Source organism: Marinibium conchae (assembly GCF_015595035.1).
Lineage (GTDB): Bacteria > Pseudomonadota > Gammaproteobacteria > Enterobacterales > Alteromonadaceae > Glaciecola.
On the sequence record NZ_JADNRN010000004.1, the window covers coordinates 194,708 to 212,473 of the forward strand.

A 17,766-nucleotide genomic window follows, 5' to 3' on the forward strand; every position below is an offset into this window, starting at 1 on the left:
ATGACTTAAACGGAACAAAATGTGCTCCTTGATAAAATGCCGTATCGGTTATCATTAAAGAGCTTTTATCTTGGCGCAGACTTCTATTTTTTTATCAAATTTGTCACTAAAAGCTCGTATCGTCCTTTCTTGCCTCTCTGTATTAGCACTCACTTTCAATGCTGGTGCAAAACAAATAACAGTCACTATTGTAGACCAAAACAATGCACCGGTGCCCAACGCAGTGCTAAGTATCACATCGCCAGATGTAAAAACTGTGCTGAACCCGACAATAGAAGAAAAAGCCGCTGTGATGGACCAAATCAATGAACAGTTTTCTCCAACGGTGCTCATTGTAGAACAAGGCCAACAAGTCTCTTTCCCCAACAGCGACGAAATCAGACATCATGTATATAGCTTTTCACACCCTAATCAGTTCGAAATAAAGCTATTTAGCGGGCAAGACACTAAGACTATATCGTTTGAAAATCATGGTGTCGTTGTGCTTGGCTGTAACATTCACGATAACATGATTGGCTACATTTACGTGAGCAATGGCCAGCCTAGCTACTTAAGCGATGTAAATGGAAATGTTCAGTTTCTGTCCGAGGTGAGTGAAACGACGAGTATTAAGGCATCAGTTTGGCATCCACAATTGTCAGTTATGCAAGATCAAATAATAGAAATCAGCATCCCTGCCGATACAAGTTTTCACAGGGTGACAATTCCATTTATTTTGGAGCCAGAGCAAGTCACAAAAGAGCAAACAGGATTTAAGAGGAAGTTTGGTCGCTAAATGATGCAAAAATCACTAAATCAACGCATAAATCGCCTCATTATCAATATTGTAGTGCTCACTACGATAAGCCTGCTGGTGTTCATTTGGAAATCGACGAGCGATCAGGCGACAGCTCAGCTTTCAAGAGACCTGCAGGTAGCCCAAAACATTCTCACCAAAGTGTTGGACGACAAGGAAGCCTTGCTTGAAACCTCTACGTCTTTGCTCACTTCCGACTTTGGCTTCAAACAAGTTGTTGCCAGCAGAGACAAAGCAACGATAGAAAGCTTATTAGCTAACCATGGCAAGCGCATCAATGCTGACCTAATCACTCTTTTCACGCTATCCAATGAGGTGATCACAAGTGTGCCGGCCAAGCTCGAAGCTAACTCCGTGTTTGTGTACCCCGACCTAATTCAAGAAGCTATCGATAAAGGCGTGTCAAGTTCGATACTTTCTCTGGACGGCCAGTTATATCAAGTATTTTTTGCCGATGTTAGAGCACCGCGAACCATCGCCGTTGCTATGATGGGTTTTAAAATTGATCAGAGTATCGCCGAACAACTGAAAAACATCACACAACTCGATACCACAATATCGGTAAATACCGACAAACGCACCTATGCCATAAGTACCTTGAGTAAAGACGATCTTGCAAAGAGTAAAGCAATTGAGGAACTCAATACGCTTTCATGGCCTATTCTGGCGATATCATCCAGCCATGACTACATATCAACTTCCTTTGTGTTGATTGAAAAAGAAGATCTACGGGTAGACTTTATTCTATCGAACAACGTCAACGCCATACTCAGCGACTTTGTTAGCTTACAACTCAGTATTGGTTTGATCGCCGTTTCCGCTGTGGTAGTTGCCATCTTTTTCGGTGCCCTGCTATCAAAAAAACTAGTACAGCCAATCCAAACACTCACCCAACATGCTAAGAAAATAGCGAGTGGTAATTACGAAGCTTACACAGCGGTTGTAGGACATTCATCTGAGCTTAGTACACTCTCTGACGCCTTTAATACTATGCAAACTAATATTAAAGACCGCGAAGACAAGGTCATTTATCAAGCTCAACATGATTTACTCACAACACTTTATAATCGAAACCACGTAGAAAAACTACTCAACGAAAAATTTGAGAACAACGAGTGCTTTCAAGCGATCGGGATCAACATATTTGGCTTTCGCGGTATAAACGATACCTTTGGTTACGACAATGGTGATATCTGCTTGGAAACACTTGCAGAACGGGTTGCTAGCTTGGGTGGCTTATCTGCGCGCCTGACCGGAGGTGAATTATTATGGGTGCCCAACGAAGAGGTTTCCCTAGCGGAACTTGAACGCATAAAGCAATCCCTTGACGGAGATGTAACTGCCCCTGGCCTAAATATTCCGATGAAGGTAGCTATGGGCATTATAAATTGCCCTTCCGATACCCACTCGCCTAGCGAATTATTTAGAAAAATGAATATTGTGATTGATGAGGCACAAATTTCTCGCCAGTTTATTCTGCCATTCTCTAATGAGCTTGAAGAGAAGTACACCCGACGCCTTGCCATTATTACCGAGCTCAAAAAGGCACTTGCTGAGGACAGCGACGAACTAGCCCTGTTCTATCAACCTAAACTGAGTTTACATAGCAATAAAGTTGAAACCGTCGAGGCACTGATTAGGTGGAACAACAAAGCTCTAGGTTTTGTATCGCCAGAGGACTTCATTGCTGTTGCTGAACACGCAGGCTTCATCGGAGAAGTAACAAACTGGGTTTTCAAACGTGCAATTGATGATATTTTATCTTTCAAAGAAGAGAACATAGATATTACTGTCGCTATCAACATATCAGCTCAAGACGTCATGAATCCTGAGTTGCTGTCAATGGTGCTCAAGCTGCTAAAAGAGAATTCCCTGCCCACCAGTGTCTTATCCTTCGAAATGACCGAAGGGCAACTGGTAAGGAACTTACAAAAAGCAGTAACACAGTTAGCCATCATGCGTGATGCCGGCTTCAAAATTGCGATTGACGATTTTGGTACAGGTTACTCATCACTCTCCTATTTAAGCAGACTACCAGCCGATATCCTTAAAGTGGACAAGAGCTTTGTATTGAAACTGGATGAACAGCAATCTGATCAAACAATCGTAAAAACCGTAGTTAAGCTGGCTCATGATTTTAATATGGAAGTGGTTGCTGAAGGCGTTGAAAATGAAGCGTCTCTTAAACTCCTCACAGACTACGGCTGCGAGTTTGCACAGGGTTATCATATTTGTCGCCCGATTGATGCACAAAAATATATCAGTTGGCATAAAGACTATGCTGCATCGCCTCAACATTCATAAAATCGATTATATAGACTCTAACGGCGGCTTCTTAATCATGCACAAGCATCCCCTATTGTTCACAGCCAAATTCTTATTTTGTATCGCTATATTTAGTAACCATAGCCTGAGCTTAGGCGCTGAAGGAAAACTGCTTGCCACCGCAGGTCTTAGCCAAGTTGAAGGCTCTGGTGGTGGTGGACTAGTGCCTTGGGCGACGCTATCAGGATATGATAGCCACGACGAATTATCACTATCAGTAAGCGTGAGCTCAGCCGAACTAAACGATTACAGACTTGCCGTACAAACACTAAGTGCCTCATTTTACGATAGAGTGGAAGTGAGTGTTGCTCAGCAGCGTTTTGATTTAAAAACCTCGGGGGTTGATATTAAGCAGCATATCATTGGGCTAAAATACAAACTTTATGGCGATGCTGTATATGGATACTCCCCTCAATTGAGCCTTGGTTTACAACATAAGAAAAATGAAGATGCTACCATCCCTAATGCTTTAGGCGCAGCGAGCTCTTCTGGCACCGATATTTACTTTGCGGCAACCAAGGTTCACCTTGGCGCCATTAGTGGCTACAACACAGTCTGGAATTTGACTGCCCGAGCAACTAAAGCGAATGAGCTCGGCATTTTGGGATTTGGAGGCCCGAGTAACGATCGCTACGAACTCATGGTAGAAGCTTCTGCGGGCATACTACTTTCGCGAAATTTGGTGATAGGTGTCGAATATCGACAAAAACCCGACAACCTAAACTTGGGCGAAGACGACTGGTTCGACGTTTTCTTTAGCTACATTCCTAATAAAAACTTATCATTAACAGTAGCATGGACTGAACTTGGCAGCATAGCGGGCGCAGCAAAGCAGGACGGTCTATACATTTCACTTAATGGGCACCTATAGTAATGACAAGAGTAAATGAAAGACATAGTGTTAACGCAAGGTGCCTTCAGCTAATACTGTCAGCATTTTTTACACTTCTATTTAGTGCTTGCACAATTAACTCTTCACAAGGAATGAATAAGAATAGTACGCTATATGAACAGTTGGGTGGGCAGAACAAACTTGAGGAAATAGCTGATAATTTTGTAGATGAGATTTCCTTCGACGCACAAATATATCCGTATTTTGCAAACTCAAACATAAAACGCTTTAAGAACAAGCTTGTTGAACAACTTTGTGTGATGAGCGAAGGCCCTTGTCAATACAGCGGTGACACGATGGAACAAGTTCACACTGGCATGAACATTACTGAACGCGATTTCAATCGAACAGTCGACCTTTTTATTGCTGCAATGACCAAAGCTGGCATTTCACACCCTCTTCAAAATCGTTTACTAAAAGAAATGGCGCAAACGCGTGACCAAATGCTTTACAAATAAATTTGCTTTTGCCCCCAAATGTGAATATAAATTGCTTACATATTTAGTGTCGATAATATTTACAAAGCTCTCATAAATAATCTATATCATCGCTAAAACGCAGTAATCACCTAGCTGCTTTTACTTGGTATGAATATTGCTTTTTTATTGCAAAAGCGCTTTTTGCTAGATGGACTTCGAAAAGTGAGTTCGAATAGTAAAAATAACGCGACGCAATGATGCGACAGCGTTAGCAAATAAAACAGACTGCTCAAACAATATAAGTAGCGTATGTTTTAAAATATTTTCTGTAGAGGTAGCAATGAAATTTAAAAAGCTCATAAGTACGATCCTTCTCATCGCTGGGTGTGGTGCAGCGCAAGCGGCCTTTATCACAAACGACGATATAGATAGCATTATCATCACCGTTCCAGAGAGCTACGAGTTGAGCAATGTTGGCATTGCAGGCAGTTTTCTTTTTGATGAAGACATCGGTCGCCAAAGAGGTATCAGTGGTGACATCGACACTATCTTCAGACTTAGCCAGATAGAAGGCCTATCTGACGCAGAGAAAGTGCCAATTTCGGCTACAAACAGTCTCATTATTGATGTATTGCTGAACAGAATCGTCGACATTCGCTCGTTTTCATTATTTAATGACGCAAAGACCAACTCGAACGAAGAGATCAGCGAGTTGGAACTGACACTATTTGGTGGCGTTGAGACTCTTTTCACTCAGCTGTTCACGAACTTATCAGCTTCTCATCGTGAGGGAAGATTTGATGAAATGGTACTGTTAGGTGGCTCTACCTTTATCGGCGGCGTCGACAGACTTACTTTTGTGATTAGCGGCATAGAAAGAGAAGGTGAAGCTGAATTAAGAGAGTTTCAACTGTCTATTCAGGAAGTGAGTGCGCCAGCTGTGTTAAGTCTATTGCTTATTGCAGGGCTTATCGCGATACGCAAACGCAAGTAACTCAATTTTTCGAACAAAAAGCCGTCACCGATGTGACGGCTTTTTTATGTCTACGAATTATTTAACTGGCTTTGAATAGTTGCCAAAAGGCAGAAAGCGTTCTTCGTTCAAAAAGAAAGAACAATACAAGGTAACTTGAAAGCGCAATGACTGATAGAGCCAATATTTCTAATATACCAACCTGACCGAACGACCCTTTCAGCACATGCAAGAGATAAAAGATCACAGCGTTATAAATAAAAGGCCGAGACAAGGCCATCGTTAATTTCCAAGCCCCCTGAGTGATTGATTGTGCTACAAAAAGATTTACTGGCAACATGATTGCCAATTTTACGCCAATGCTCACTACGCCAGCGAATGCACCGAGCGACGAGGCAAAATACAAACACACTAAAATGGCAATAGCAGTTGAAATAAGCTCTGCATACAAAGCCCTGTGAGTGCTTTTATAGGCCACCAGCAAGCTGGGCACCAAAACGTAAGTAAAAGAGCAGGCAGCAATTAATGCTAAAGCTTGAAGCAATTCGCCTGCGGGCCACCAGCGTTCAAGAAAAATCAATTCAACAATGGAGTCCCCTAACGCGCTAAACACTACAAACAAAGGACTGATAACCATAAAGCAGACTTGAGTTAAACCCAGGAAAAAATCACTCACAGCAAGTTTATTATTTACTTTCCTAGAAAGCACAGGATGACCGTAAGTCATTACCGCGCTACTAAACGCCTTGGCTGGCAATTGCACCAATCTATTAGCAAAGTTAAATAAACCTACTGCACTTGGGCCACTGAATATGCTCAGCGCAAATATTATTCCCTTATCTACCGCATTTTCACTTAATGATTTAAGCGCTGCAGGAAAGCCAAGAATGAAGGTTTCTTTAAGTAGGTTAATATCGAAACTCAGAGGTAAGTGTCGGCGGTGTTTGAGTAAAATCAAAAAAGAGGAAATCGCCGCCATGAATATCGACTGCACGATAAAACCGAGCACTCCTAAACCGACAACTGCCAGAGCACAACCAGCCAACAAACCAACAACTTTTCCTAAGAGTGTGCGCAGGGCCAAGGACTTAAAGTCTCCGTCCCTTCTGAGATGAACGATATGAACTCTCGCTAGCGCTTGTAGAGGCAAATAAGTCATTGCCAACATAATGTGCCAAAAATAGATGTCGTCAAAGGTGAAGCGAGCTAACAGCAAAGCCAAAACAAAAGCGATGGCCGTGCTTAATAGAAGCCCGACCCAAAAAAGCGTACCATCGTCTCGCGGCGTTATGTCTTTTTTCGAAATATATGAGTTATCAATCATTGAAGAAAAAAAGAGTGAAACGAGTTCCGCAATCGCTAACATGAGCACTGCGATCCCGAGTTCATAAGGCGTGAGGAAATACGAAAACACGAAAAATGAAAAAATGGAGAGAAAAATTAAGCCAAACTTCTCAGTAAATATCCATGCAAGACGCTGCAGCCGAGCGATAGCATTGCTACTCATATCGAATACTCATGATTTTTCCATGTGCTTTGTTTTTATAAGAATAGCTTTGAGCGTTTCCCAATAACCTATGTGCTTTGCACACAATGCAAGCCACTTTAGTTTGTGTTGTTTACGCTTTAGGTTATTCAGTGTCATCCAACTGACTCTGCGTCTGAAAGCTTGCTCTCCCAACCATTCCTTGTGTTTAATACTGGCCTTTAGTATTAAACTGGCATTCTTCTCGTTATATATATGATTTTTATAGGTGATACCCGATTCCACCATTGCCCGATAAAAGAACAAAGGTTCAGGAATATTTTTGATTAGCGCACCTGAACATAGTAGTCGAATATACAGATCCCAATCTTGCGCATTTGACAAAGACTCATCCAAACAATGTTTTTTTAACAGCTCAGCCTCACAGGTAAAGCCGCTGAAGCCACAGAAAGTATTGCCCTTTTTGAGTTCAGCGTCGCTAACATAGTTTGCCTTATTTACGCTGATAAGCTCGCTACCTAATATTTGTTTTCCACAAACCGTCGACGAGACATTACTGAAAGCCTGGTAAACCTCACTAATTCTGCGAAGGTAGCTTGGGAACCACACGTCATCGTCATCTAAGAAAGCGACGATATCGCCTTTAGCTTCGGATAGGCCGATGTTCCTGGCTCTATTTGCACCTTCCTGCCCCTGTGTGAATAGTGTCTTACAAAGTGGATTCGATAAAAGCGTCTCACAAGCTGAATAATCAAAGCTAGGACTATCATTAACAACAATAATCTCGACAGGAGCAAGCTCTTGAGAGAGAACGCTAGTGAGAGACTCAAGTAAAAACAAAGGCCTTTCGAAGCTTGTTATGATAACCGAAAAGGAAAGCGTTGAACGCTGTTCTAGCCCACTAAGCATTTGTTTTCCCTAGAAAGTATAGTCTAGCTATAATGAAGAAGCTGAGAGTAAATAAGAACATATCAAAACTGTTGTGATTAAGAATAATATACGCAATGTAATTGGTAATAGCTTGAACAAGGAATAGCGCGGAACAAAAAACGGTTTCATACTTGCGCTGAGGCGATGTTCGAATGTAAACGGCGAAACCGCGCTGAACCGCAACAAAAATCATCAAACAAAGTAGCACAAAACCAATCACACCTGAATGCAACACGACTTCAAAATAACCACTGTGCGCATTGCCAATAAAATCCCAGCGTTGAATAAAATCAGCTACTGTACTACTAGCCCAAAAGGCACCAAAACCATAACCTAGTAACCACTTGTCTTGGGCGTAAGGTGTAAGTAACTCCCAAATTATTGCTCGGTTTGTCAGGTTACTGTCCCTTCCCAATAACGACAGAATAAAGTCGTAACTGTAGTAGGCGATAAATCCAAACAGAGCACTCACGAAAGAAAGTACAAATAAACGTTGTAGCGTATGTATTTTATTTCGCCCTCGCAACAAGTTCAAAGCAAGGATGATAGAGCCCCCAATTATACACATCATTACGGCAGACGCGGATTGAGAGAGCAAAACAGCAAGTATGAGCATAGACAATAATATTTTATCAACAAAACTGCGATAGCGTTTTAGCGCTATAAAAAGCAGAAGGCCATATGCATACACTCTGGCTGCCCCATTTTTGTTATCGAACATGCCTCTAAAACCTGCCTCGCGATCACTTAAGCCTAATGATAATTCGCTCCCACTTATAAAAGTGTAAGCAAAGCCTATAACGACGGTGGCACAAACAAGATTAGCTAATAGATTTAACAAGGAAATAGGAGTGAAAACTTGAGCAATGGTGTAACAAACTAGCACTAAGGTTACAAACGCTACACAACGCCTGAGGGATACCGAGCTAACATCCGACCATGATATCGACAATATAAACAAGCCACATAAAAGTAACAATGGCCAACCAAATAACCACAGCTGTCTTAGCTTAGTTTTGTGTTGTTGAATAAGAAAAAACAGGCTAACGGCTAATAAACCCAAGCCTACAATTTGATTTATTATATTTCCGCTCACCCCACTCTCAAATGCAGAGCGCTGATCGTCGCCGCTTAACAAGCTAGCAAAAAAACGAATAAAGCCCATGTAAAAAGCCAAAGCAATGAGCAAAAATGTAGAATAAAACTGATGCTTTGTTATTGTCATAGCTACAGCATAAGCTCCAAATAGCGTGATGTTGAAAGCTTCACATCAAAACGTGCAACCGTATTTTTGTATGACTCTGCACTGTGCTCTTTTTCCAAGGAGCTAACTATTTTTCGATATAACTCATCCACATCTAAGTAAGCTACCAACAAGTGTTTTTGTTCTACCAGTATTTCTTTTGGGCCATGAGGACAATCAAAAGCCAAGACAGGCGTATTGCAAGCCATAGCCTCAACTAGCACATTGGGGCTTCCCTCAAAACGAGAGGATAGCACGAACAAATCTGCCGCTGCCACTTCAGACATAGGCGCAGAACAATATCCTGCAAAAGACACAAGCTTTTCTAAATCTAACTTTTGCGCTTGCTCAGCCAACTCGGCTCTGAGTTCTCCCTCGCCAAAAATGATTAGCCGACACTTAACGTGCTTATTTACTTTTGACAGCGCCTCCAGCAATAAATCAAAGCCTTTTTGCGGAGCCAGTCTGCCAACGGCAACAATGACCTTTGTTTCTTTATTCACCAGCCAATCGTGTGATGGAGGCTGCGAAAGTTGAGAATATAAATCTTTTGCTAAAACCGGATTAGGAGCAACTGCAATTTGTTGCTCGCGCAAATTTGTTTCACTAATTAAATCCTCTTTAACACCTTGAGATACAGCAATAATCGGCTTAACGCTTCTTCGATAAACGAAAGGGGCGATGGCGTATGCTAACTTCATAGTAGCATTGTTATTAACGCTTCTGTCTCTTGAAAAGGTGTTGCGCTCACTCATACTCAAGCGCTTTTGCCAGCCCAATGACAAACAAGTTAAGTACGCGATCACATTGATGTGAGTTAATGCGGATAATATTGCATCAGGATTCAGTCTTTTAATAGCTTTACGAAGAGGCCAGAAAGCGTGTAGCGTGCGTTCACAGTCTAATTCAATCACAGCAATGTCGGCCGATAAAAAAACGCTATTCTCCCCCCCTTTACCTACGAGTACAAAACTAAGCTGATGACCCATTTCGCTCATTTGGTTTGCCAACCTCAGCATCATTTTCTCTGCGCCACCGCCGCGAAGGTCATGTAATACGATACAAATCGACGCCATTAGTGCTCACCACCGATGAGTGTTAAATATGCCCGAGCGGCCTGTTCGGAGTGAAACTGAGAGACGCTTTGCTCAAGGTTTTCGCAAGGCAATTCATCGTAACTCAACATCGCCTGAGACAAAGCATGAATATCGCCGTTGTTAAGCAAATATCCATTCACCTTATGCTGAATAATTTCAGCCGGCCCGGTCGGGCAAGCAAAGGCAATGCTGGGTATATTTAATGATAGCGCTTCAATCAAAACGGTTGGCATCCCCTCGTGACGAGACGACAAAACAAAACAGCAGGCTTTCGACAGAATATAATAAGGGTTTGGCACAAACCCGGTGAAAACCACTGCATGATCTATATTCAATGTCTTGCTAAGCGTTAGAAGCTGATTTTTTTGTGAACCGTCACCAACAACAACTAACAGTGGTAGTTGCGCGTTAGCCTTCAAAGCTAAAGCATAAGCTTGCAAAAGTAAGTCAAAGCCTTTCTGTTGCTCCAACCTTCCTATTGCAACGAAATAATTTTCCCTAGTCCAGCCCTCAATCGTTTGCTGAGCCAGTTGCTTCATTTCCTTTACCACAGAAGGATTTGCCAAGTACGCAATACGGTTTTTGAACAAGGGAACAGTCTTAATCAGTTCTTTCTGTAAGGCTTTCGAGACCGCTACAACCTTCCCGAAACACACATAAAGGCAATAAAGTAATTTAATTTGCCGAGGACTTAAATTTTGCCCCGATACGTCAAAAGCACAATGCCGAGTAAATACTATCTTCAATTGGGGATAGCAGCATTTACATATAAGAGCAGCAATATTAGCTGTTTCAGTTGCCGCTATGATTGTATCTATTTGCTCACGCTTTATCAGTGCCAGCATTTGGCGAATGCGTTTTAGGGCAGAAGAATCAGCTTCTGTATGAGTGACCTTGAATGTTGAGCCCAAACGCGGATCTTGAAGTTCAGCACCTTGCAACAAATGAAAAAAAACGACCAAATCTTGAGCAAGAAACTCATTTGCGAGATTTCTGCTCACGCGCTCAATTCCTCCGTCGGCTTTATATTCCTTGAGTAGAAACAAAACGCGTTTAGTCATATTTCTTTTTGCCAAAAAATTTATGTTTCAATACACAATACACTGCGTGTGGGTTAGTTGTTAAATAGCGCCAAAAGAGCTTTTTAGGCTCGGTGAGCATTCGGTGAGCCCACTCCAAGCCCCTATTCTGCATCCATAAAGGGGCGCGTTTATAGTCACCTGTTACGTAGTTAAAACAACCACCGCAACTGATGATAACCGGTACCCGCAACTTGCTTTTATTTTCCATTATCCAATATTGTTCAATCGGTTTGCCAAAGCCGACCCATAGCACATCTGCATTCGATGCATTTATGTGTGCAATAACTTCATCAGACTTAGACTTATCGAAGTAACCATGCAAAGCACCTGCGATATGAAAGTTGTGATATGTAGAGTTTAAAATTTGAGCACAGTTTGAAACCGTCTCTTCGCTTCCACCCAACAAGAAATGGCGTAAGCTATGTTCTGACAACTCAGGTAAGTCGGTAATAGTATCTGTGGTTGCCGTGCGTTCGGGTATTTCATGCCCGTCTATCCATTGAGAAAAGCGAACCACACTTTGGCCATCAGCATGCACTAAATCTGCTTGATTAAGGCTATGCATAAATGTCGTAGAGCTATTGGCCAGAGAAATTGCGTGGCCGTTAGCATCGAAAATGACAAAAGGGCTGTCCCCGCGAGAATAGCTTTTTACCCTATCAAGGATTACACTGACCATCCCCAAGCGATTTATGCATGCTATCTTTATTCCGGCAATATATGTAAATTGTTGGCTATCAGTAGGCAAAAGACTCGAGTTCCTTGATAAAAGTGCCAAAACAGAGATTAAACGTGTTAAAAAATAGAAATGTTGCACCCGATAATAATACTAAGCTATCTTCCGAATATTCGGCGAAAGGCGCATATCTGAACTTCGTCGGCGATGCCCATGAATAATATAATGAACACGTTGATAATGAAAGAACTTAACTACTCAAAAGCCCCTATTTATGCGCGGCTTCATCATCAGGTGTTGAGATAATATTGTTTATGAGAGCAAGCATTTGGCTAGGCAGCAGTCTTTTTTTGCTACTTTTACCTTATCTTGCTTGGTCAAATTTAGCATTTGACAAGATCGACAAACAAGGCATTGTTGATACCTACGGCGCAAAAGCTTTACAACGCATAGAGCGATGGCAGAGCTTACTCAGTGATTTGAATAACGAAGCTGAAGACGAAAAGCTACAGAGCGTAAACGACTTTTTCAACAAACTTGATTTCGTTGATGATAAAACCCTTTGGGGCAAAGAAGATTACTGGGCCACCCCTATCGAGTTTTTGTCGAGCAATGCCGGTGATTGCGAAGACTTTACGATAGCAAAATATTTCACTCTAGTTGAGTTGGGAGTCGACAAATCAAAATTGCGGCTCATGTATGTCACAGCAACTAAACCTCCACAAGCACATATGGTATTGGCTTATTACGAAAGCAAAGATGCTATTCCACTTGTACTCGACAACCTCAACAAGCGCATTTTACCTGCCAATAGACGCAGTGACTTAATCCCGATATACAGTTTTAATGGTGACGGTTTATGGTTAGCGAAGGCACAAGGAAGAGGTAGACAGATGCAAGGAAAAGGCAATAACAGTCTATGGTTAGACCTTAATGAGAGAATGAAAAGTGGTTTTTAAATCTTTTGAACATATAATTTTAGATTATCTACGCGGTGATTCATTGTTCATCGTGCTAAGGGAGCAAGTATGACTTTATCCAAACAACTAGGACTCGGTTTTTTTCTTGTATTACTGATCGTCTTCCTATCAACAATGTGGGTCAATATTAGCAATACGCAAGCTTACCTAGAGCAGCAATTAAGCTCTCACTCTCAAGATACTGCGACTTCCTTGGGTTTGGCAATAATGCCCCATCTGGGCGACGAAGCGGCCCTGCCCATTATTGACACTATGACCAACGCTATCTTCGATAGAGGCTACTATCAATCTATTGTCTTATTTGATGCCAAGGGAAATATACTAGTAGAGAAAACCAATCCTAGCTCAGTCGATAAGGTGCCTGCGTGGTTTATCAGCCTATTTCCTATCACAACGCCAACCTCCTCAACCGAGCTCAATACCGGCTGGAACATTGCAGGCCGACTAGAAGTGAGAAGCAATCCAGGTTTTGGCTATATTCAACTTTGGAAAAACGCAACCAACATATTTTCGATTATCACTGTGATTTTTATTATTGGCCTATTCTTTGTTTATGCGTTGGTAAAAATGATCACACGGCCAATTAAAGATGTAGTGAGCCAGGCTCAAAGCATGAGCAATAACCATTTCGATAAAATTGAACACATCCCCAACACGCCAGAGCTTAGCGTTTTTGTTATCGCAATGAATACCTTGTCATCCAAATTGTCTGCAATGTTTCAACAAATTAGTAAACAATCAGAACAGTATCGTAAGTTAGCTTACTCCGACATGCTAACGGCAGTGGGTAATCGGCGATCATTTGAGCTCGCTTTCGAGCAACTCTTGCGAGACGAACAGCATCACCCTCATGGTTTTCTAGTATTTGTAAGAGCAAGCAGCCTTTCTTCAATTAACGAACATATCGGTATAAATGAAGGAGATAATTATCTGCAAACCCTATGCTCTGAGATTAAACAGGTTTGTGCTAAGCACTTGGCACATTTTTCGCTGTACAGGATAGCAGGAGCTGATTTTGGCCTCATACTAGAGGATATTGATAAGGGTAAATGCCAACGTATCGTTGAGGAACTCGGCACAAACTTCAAACGTATCGAGAAATCAGAATATACACAGGGCACAGCTCACATAGGCGCTACCGAATTCAGTTATAAAGATGCAATGCCGAGTTGTTTAGAGAGAGCTGATAGCGCACTCGCAATAGCGGCCACCTTACCTGAGCAATGGCAGTTTTCTGCTAATATTGCACTTAGCCAGAGCAACACCCAGTGGCGAGAGCAAATTTCAACACTTATTAGTGAAAACCATGCTGACTTTGCCGCACAACCAATCAAAAGTACACAAATGACTGTTGAGTATTATGAATGGTTTGCTCGAATTAAAAATCCCGAAAACACAGAAATGATGCCAATGTCACAGCTTATACCGGCATCACTTCGTTTAGACTACGCATGCGAGTTAGACAAAATGCTAATGACCAATGCATTGCAGATTGCTTCGGTAACACAGGATAAATTTGCACTCAATATTTCTCGTAGCTCTCTTCTCGACGCCGAATTCCAGCAATGGCTGCTCAGCCACCTTCATCTTTACGAGAAAGTCTGTGAAAGACTAACCCTCGAAATACCTGAGCGAGCATTAATCAATGGTTCGGATGCTATTTCAGTTTTTATTAAACAACTCAAAGGCTTTGGCATTCGAATTACCGTTGAACGGTTTGGCGCTCAACTTGCTAGCATTATGCACCTCAAAGCGATAAAACCTGATTACTTAAAGATTGATGGTCGCTATGTGAGAAATATCCATGATGAGCAAGATAATCAATTCTTTGTAGAATCATTAATTTCGATAGCACATGGCCTAAATATCAAGGTTATTGCCGAAATGGTAGAAAGTGCATTGGAATCTGAATGGCTTGCCAATGCTGGCGTTGACTTCCAGCAAGGATATTTCATTGACGCGCCGAGGATCGTAAAACTTGACCTAAGTTAAGTTGCCAAAAACGACAATATTGAGTAAACTAACGGCGCTAGTAATAAAAGATTTTCGGTCTGCTAAATGCAAAGCGAAAAAGTTAATATCAACCACCAACGGAACCGACGATGCAAAAATTTGCGATAACCTGTTTTCTTTGCTTAGTCACCCTAGCGGGTGCCGCTGCTCAGACAATCGCAACATCCACTATTTTTGGTGACGATGTGCAACCAGGTAACCGTTTGCATGAAAACGTGATACTGCTTGTTGAACAAGGTGAGTCAACTGATCAAGCCATCAGCCTAGCTATCGCCTCTTCCATGACGGAAGACGACACAACTCTAAGTCCCGACGCGAAATCGGCCGTGGCATTTAACGTCCCGCTCTCCAACGACTTTTATCGTGAAATGGTTCAAGTAAATAGCCTTATCGATGTTACTAAAGTATTAATCGAAGAGAGCCCAGCAAAAACCATAGAAATTATTACGCTTGGTATTGTGCTTTACCCCGACTTTGCCCAAGAGGTCCTAGATGGTGCAGCTATTACCGGTGCAATCACACCTGAAGATGCCTTAGTTGCCGCACTTCAAGCTGGCGCTGACCCTTCAACGGTTTCTACTGCAACAGCGGCTGGTGCAGCAATTGAAACAGGGCCAATTTCTCCTGTAGGTATTGGTATTGGTGCTGGCGGCGGTGGCGGTGGCGACACTACAGCCTCAACCAACTAATATTCGCACCCAATCATGCACCGCATGAATGCAAATGTTGCATATTGAAAATGCTAGCCAACAAAGCTCGCAAATGAAGACGAAAGTTAATTCCTTCCTATTCTCGTCACTACTCTTGATTGTATTTTTGCTGCCTATCCCCTTAGGTGCCAACCGACCATGGGCTTGGAATTTATTTCAAATTGCAATTTTTGCGTTAACCATCATCTTATGCATCAACTCGACAAGCCAACAAATTTATTCGCTAAAAAAATACACAGTCATTATTGCATTGTGGATTGCTATGATAGTGCTAGCATGCATGCAAATTGTCCATCTGCCCGAGGGCGTAGTCGAATGGCTTTCTCCAGTGGCTTACGAATTGCAGCGCAACGTAGGCCTTTTGGAGTTTAGCTTGTCGCTCGACCCAGGACAAAGTGCCATAAGCCTTCAAAAGCTGCTTTCCTTCTTTTGTCTGTTTCTATCAGCTCTTTTACTGCTTAATTCCGAACAACGCATAAAAGCATTGTTAATGACCATGCTCGCGGCAGGCACCTTCCAAGCTACCTATGGCAGCCTTGAAGTACTGTTAAAGCTAGAACACAGTTGGATCTTTAACATCGAGACAGAGCAAATCGCCACAGGTAGCTTTGTATACAAAAATCACTATGCCAATTTCTTAATGCTATGCTTAGCAGCGGGTATCGGCCTATTAGTTACCAGTTTGCAAAAAGACCAAATGCGCTCTCCGCGCGACCTGTTGCGCTCAGTTGCATCTACTCTGCTCAGCAGTAAAGCACTGTTTCGTGTTTGCTTGGCAATTATGGTTATCGGTCTTGTAATGAGTCGCTCGCGCATGGGGAATACAGCTTTTTTCGTTGCGATGACTGTTACCGGTGTTTTGGCACTCTTCCTAATTAAGAAGCGAAGCCGAGGACTGACGCTTCTGATCATTTCGATGTTTATTGTTGATCTGCTCATTGTTAGTGCTTACTTTGGACTTGATAAGGTGAAAAGTCGACTAGGCGAAACAAGTTTAGCTCAGGAAAGTCGAGATGAAGTGATAGTTGACGCTTTGCCAATGATCAAGGACTTCCCCATAAGTGGCTCTGGAGCAGGCAGTTTCTATTCGGTCTTCCCAGGTTATCAAAATGCAGATGTGTTGCCCTTCTACGATCATACACATAACGATTATCTGCAGTTCGCAATTGAATACGGATTACTTGGCTTTTCAATACTTTTGTTAATATGCCTATACGCTGCTTATAAATCCTTACACGCCATGCGTAATCGCAAGAATTCAATTTTTAAGGGAAGTGCTTTCGCCTGCGTAATGGTATTTATTGGAATGGCAATGCACACCAGTGTTGACTTTCCACTTCAGGCCTATGCGAATGCCTGCTATTTTGTGTTGTTTATTGCCCTAGCAGTAATATCTAGCAGCTTAAAACTTAGGCCTCGCAGTTAAGCTCCCTTAACGAGACCATTCGGGGAAAGCGATCTGTATTGGCTAGTTTGCTTAACCAGCGACAGCTCGTACGTTTTGCATCATAACGTTGAATAGTCGATAACACTTGAGCCTTGATGAGCTTATTTCTCATGCCTAATTCTATGTATTCGGGCAACACCGCACGCACGTGCGCATAGAATGGATGGTTTGATTGATAGCTAGCCAAACCGAATTGTATTAACGCTAAGTGCACCTCAGGCTTTTTAGGGCCAAACTTAATTGCGTTAGAAATTGCCGAGACCATTTCTTCATCGAACTCAGCCATTCGCCACTTAACAATCAGTAAAGACGCATGGGTAACCGGCCAAGTTGGGCGTTGCAAAATAGCCGAACGATAGAAGGTTTTGGCCTTCTCGAGTTGTTCGTTTTTATCATTTAATTGCTCGTCTCCTGAATGTACAGACAAAGCAGTCCATTCATTTAGCTGCCCAAGAATATCAATATACATTGGGTGACTAGGGTGCAAGCTGTTTGCTTTGAGGGTATTTAACAAGGCCTCATTGAGTTGTTTTTCCGCCTTACTTTCGTCTTCTTGCCACTGCTCGAGCATATTGTTAACTGAATAAAACTCCAAACTTGCCAGGCCATTTCTTGAGCTAAGCACTAGGCCAATTAAAGCCACAATAAACAATAAGGTTTTTGCGGTAGTCACCACTAGTTTACTTTGCTTTCTCAT

General features: G+C 42.2%; 16 protein-coding genes. 9 read left to right on the top strand and 7 right to left on the bottom strand.

The features are described 5' to 3' along the window. Positions 1-70 precede the first annotated feature (70 nt). The 5 genes from ISG33_RS15810 (at position 71) to ISG33_RS15830 (ending at position 5,426) form a co-directional block, all read left to right on the top strand. Positions 71-775, top strand: a complete 705-nt coding sequence (locus tag ISG33_RS15810) for a cupredoxin domain-containing protein (protein WP_195734603.1) — start codon at positions 71-73, stop codon at positions 773-775. Next, positions 776-3,100, top strand: coding sequence for a bifunctional diguanylate cyclase/phosphodiesterase (locus tag ISG33_RS15815; protein WP_229333644.1), 2,325 nt, complete (start codon positions 776-778; stop codon positions 3,098-3,100). A 37-nt stretch (positions 3,101-3,137) separates the two neighbouring features. After that, positions 3,138-3,992 (top strand): DUF3034 family protein, encoded by an 855-nt coding sequence (locus ISG33_RS15820; protein ID WP_195734706.1) that lies wholly within the window; start codon positions 3,138-3,140, stop codon positions 3,990-3,992. A gap of 113 nt (positions 3,993-4,105) precedes the next feature. Beyond that, positions 4,106-4,471 carry a group I truncated hemoglobin gene (locus tag ISG33_RS15825; protein ID WP_229333646.1) on the top strand — a complete coding sequence of 122 codons (366 nt, stop codon included), beginning with the start codon at positions 4,106-4,108 and terminating at the stop codon, positions 4,469-4,471. A 301-nt stretch (positions 4,472-4,772) separates the two neighbouring features. Next, entirely contained in the window at positions 4,773-5,426 is a 654-nt protein-coding gene (locus ISG33_RS15830) for a hypothetical protein (RefSeq protein WP_195734605.1), read from the top strand. A 61-nt stretch (positions 5,427-5,487) separates the two neighbouring features. Here the strand turns inward: ISG33_RS15830 and ISG33_RS15835 are convergent, their stop codons facing one another. The 6 genes from ISG33_RS15835 to ISG33_RS15860 are packed head-to-tail and all read right to left on the bottom strand — an operon-like array spanning position 5,488 to position 11,991. Then, positions 5,488-6,912, bottom strand: coding sequence for an oligosaccharide flippase family protein (locus ISG33_RS15835; protein WP_195734606.1), 1,425 nt, complete (start codon positions 6,910-6,912; stop codon positions 5,488-5,490). Between the two features lie 9 nt (positions 6,913-6,921). Further along, positions 6,922-7,800: a glycosyltransferase family 2 protein gene (locus ISG33_RS15840; RefSeq protein WP_195734607.1), complete on the bottom strand. Its 879-nt coding sequence runs from the start codon at positions 7,798-7,800 to the stop codon at positions 6,922-6,924. Then, positions 7,793-9,046, bottom strand: a complete 1,254-nt coding sequence (locus ISG33_RS15845) for an O-antigen ligase family protein (RefSeq protein WP_195734608.1) — start codon at positions 9,044-9,046, stop codon at positions 7,793-7,795. The genes ISG33_RS15840 and ISG33_RS15845 overlap by 8 nt, the downstream gene beginning before the upstream one ends. Positions 9,047-9,048: 2 nt before the next feature. After that, on the bottom strand, positions 9,049-10,140 hold the full coding sequence (locus tag ISG33_RS15850) for a glycosyltransferase (protein ID WP_195734609.1): 1,092 nt from the start codon (positions 10,138-10,140) through the stop codon (positions 9,049-9,051). Then, positions 10,140-11,222 carry a glycosyltransferase gene (locus ISG33_RS15855; RefSeq protein ID WP_195734610.1) on the bottom strand — a complete coding sequence of 361 codons (1,083 nt, stop codon included), beginning with the start codon at positions 11,220-11,222 and terminating at the stop codon, positions 10,140-10,142. Before ISG33_RS15855 ends, ISG33_RS15850 begins: the two co-directional genes overlap by 1 nt. Then, on the bottom strand, positions 11,215-11,991 hold the full coding sequence (locus ISG33_RS15860) for a WecB/TagA/CpsF family glycosyltransferase (RefSeq protein ID WP_229333647.1): 777 nt from the start codon (positions 11,989-11,991) through the stop codon (positions 11,215-11,217). The genes ISG33_RS15855 and ISG33_RS15860 overlap by 8 nt, the downstream gene beginning before the upstream one ends. A gap of 242 nt (positions 11,992-12,233) precedes the next feature. Here ISG33_RS15860 and ISG33_RS15865 point away from each other — a divergent pair, with 242 nt between their 5' ends. From ISG33_RS15865 to ISG33_RS15880, 4 genes are all read left to right on the top strand, one after another. Further along, positions 12,234-12,878 (top strand): transglutaminase-like cysteine peptidase, encoded by a 645-nt coding sequence (locus ISG33_RS15865; protein WP_195734611.1) that lies wholly within the window; start codon positions 12,234-12,236, stop codon positions 12,876-12,878. A 69-nt stretch (positions 12,879-12,947) separates the two neighbouring features. Then, entirely contained in the window at positions 12,948-14,891 is a 1,944-nt protein-coding gene (locus tag ISG33_RS15870; protein ID WP_195734612.1) for a bifunctional diguanylate cyclase/phosphodiesterase, read from the top strand. Positions 14,892-15,001: 110 nt separating this feature from the next. Then, positions 15,002-15,601 carry a hypothetical protein gene (locus ISG33_RS15875; protein WP_195734613.1) on the top strand — a complete coding sequence of 200 codons (600 nt, stop codon included), beginning with the start codon at positions 15,002-15,004 and terminating at the stop codon, positions 15,599-15,601. A gap of 34 nt (positions 15,602-15,635) precedes the next feature. Beyond that, positions 15,636-17,048 carry an O-antigen ligase family protein gene (locus ISG33_RS15880; protein WP_229333648.1) on the top strand — a complete coding sequence of 471 codons (1,413 nt, stop codon included), beginning with the start codon at positions 15,636-15,638 and terminating at the stop codon, positions 17,046-17,048. Here ISG33_RS15880 and ISG33_RS15885 read toward each other — a convergent pair. Next, positions 17,032-17,766, bottom strand: coding sequence for a VpsP family polysaccharide biosynthesis protein (locus tag ISG33_RS15885; RefSeq protein WP_195734614.1), 735 nt, complete (start codon positions 17,764-17,766; stop codon positions 17,032-17,034). The two genes, ISG33_RS15880 and ISG33_RS15885, sit on opposite strands and share 17 nt — an antisense overlap.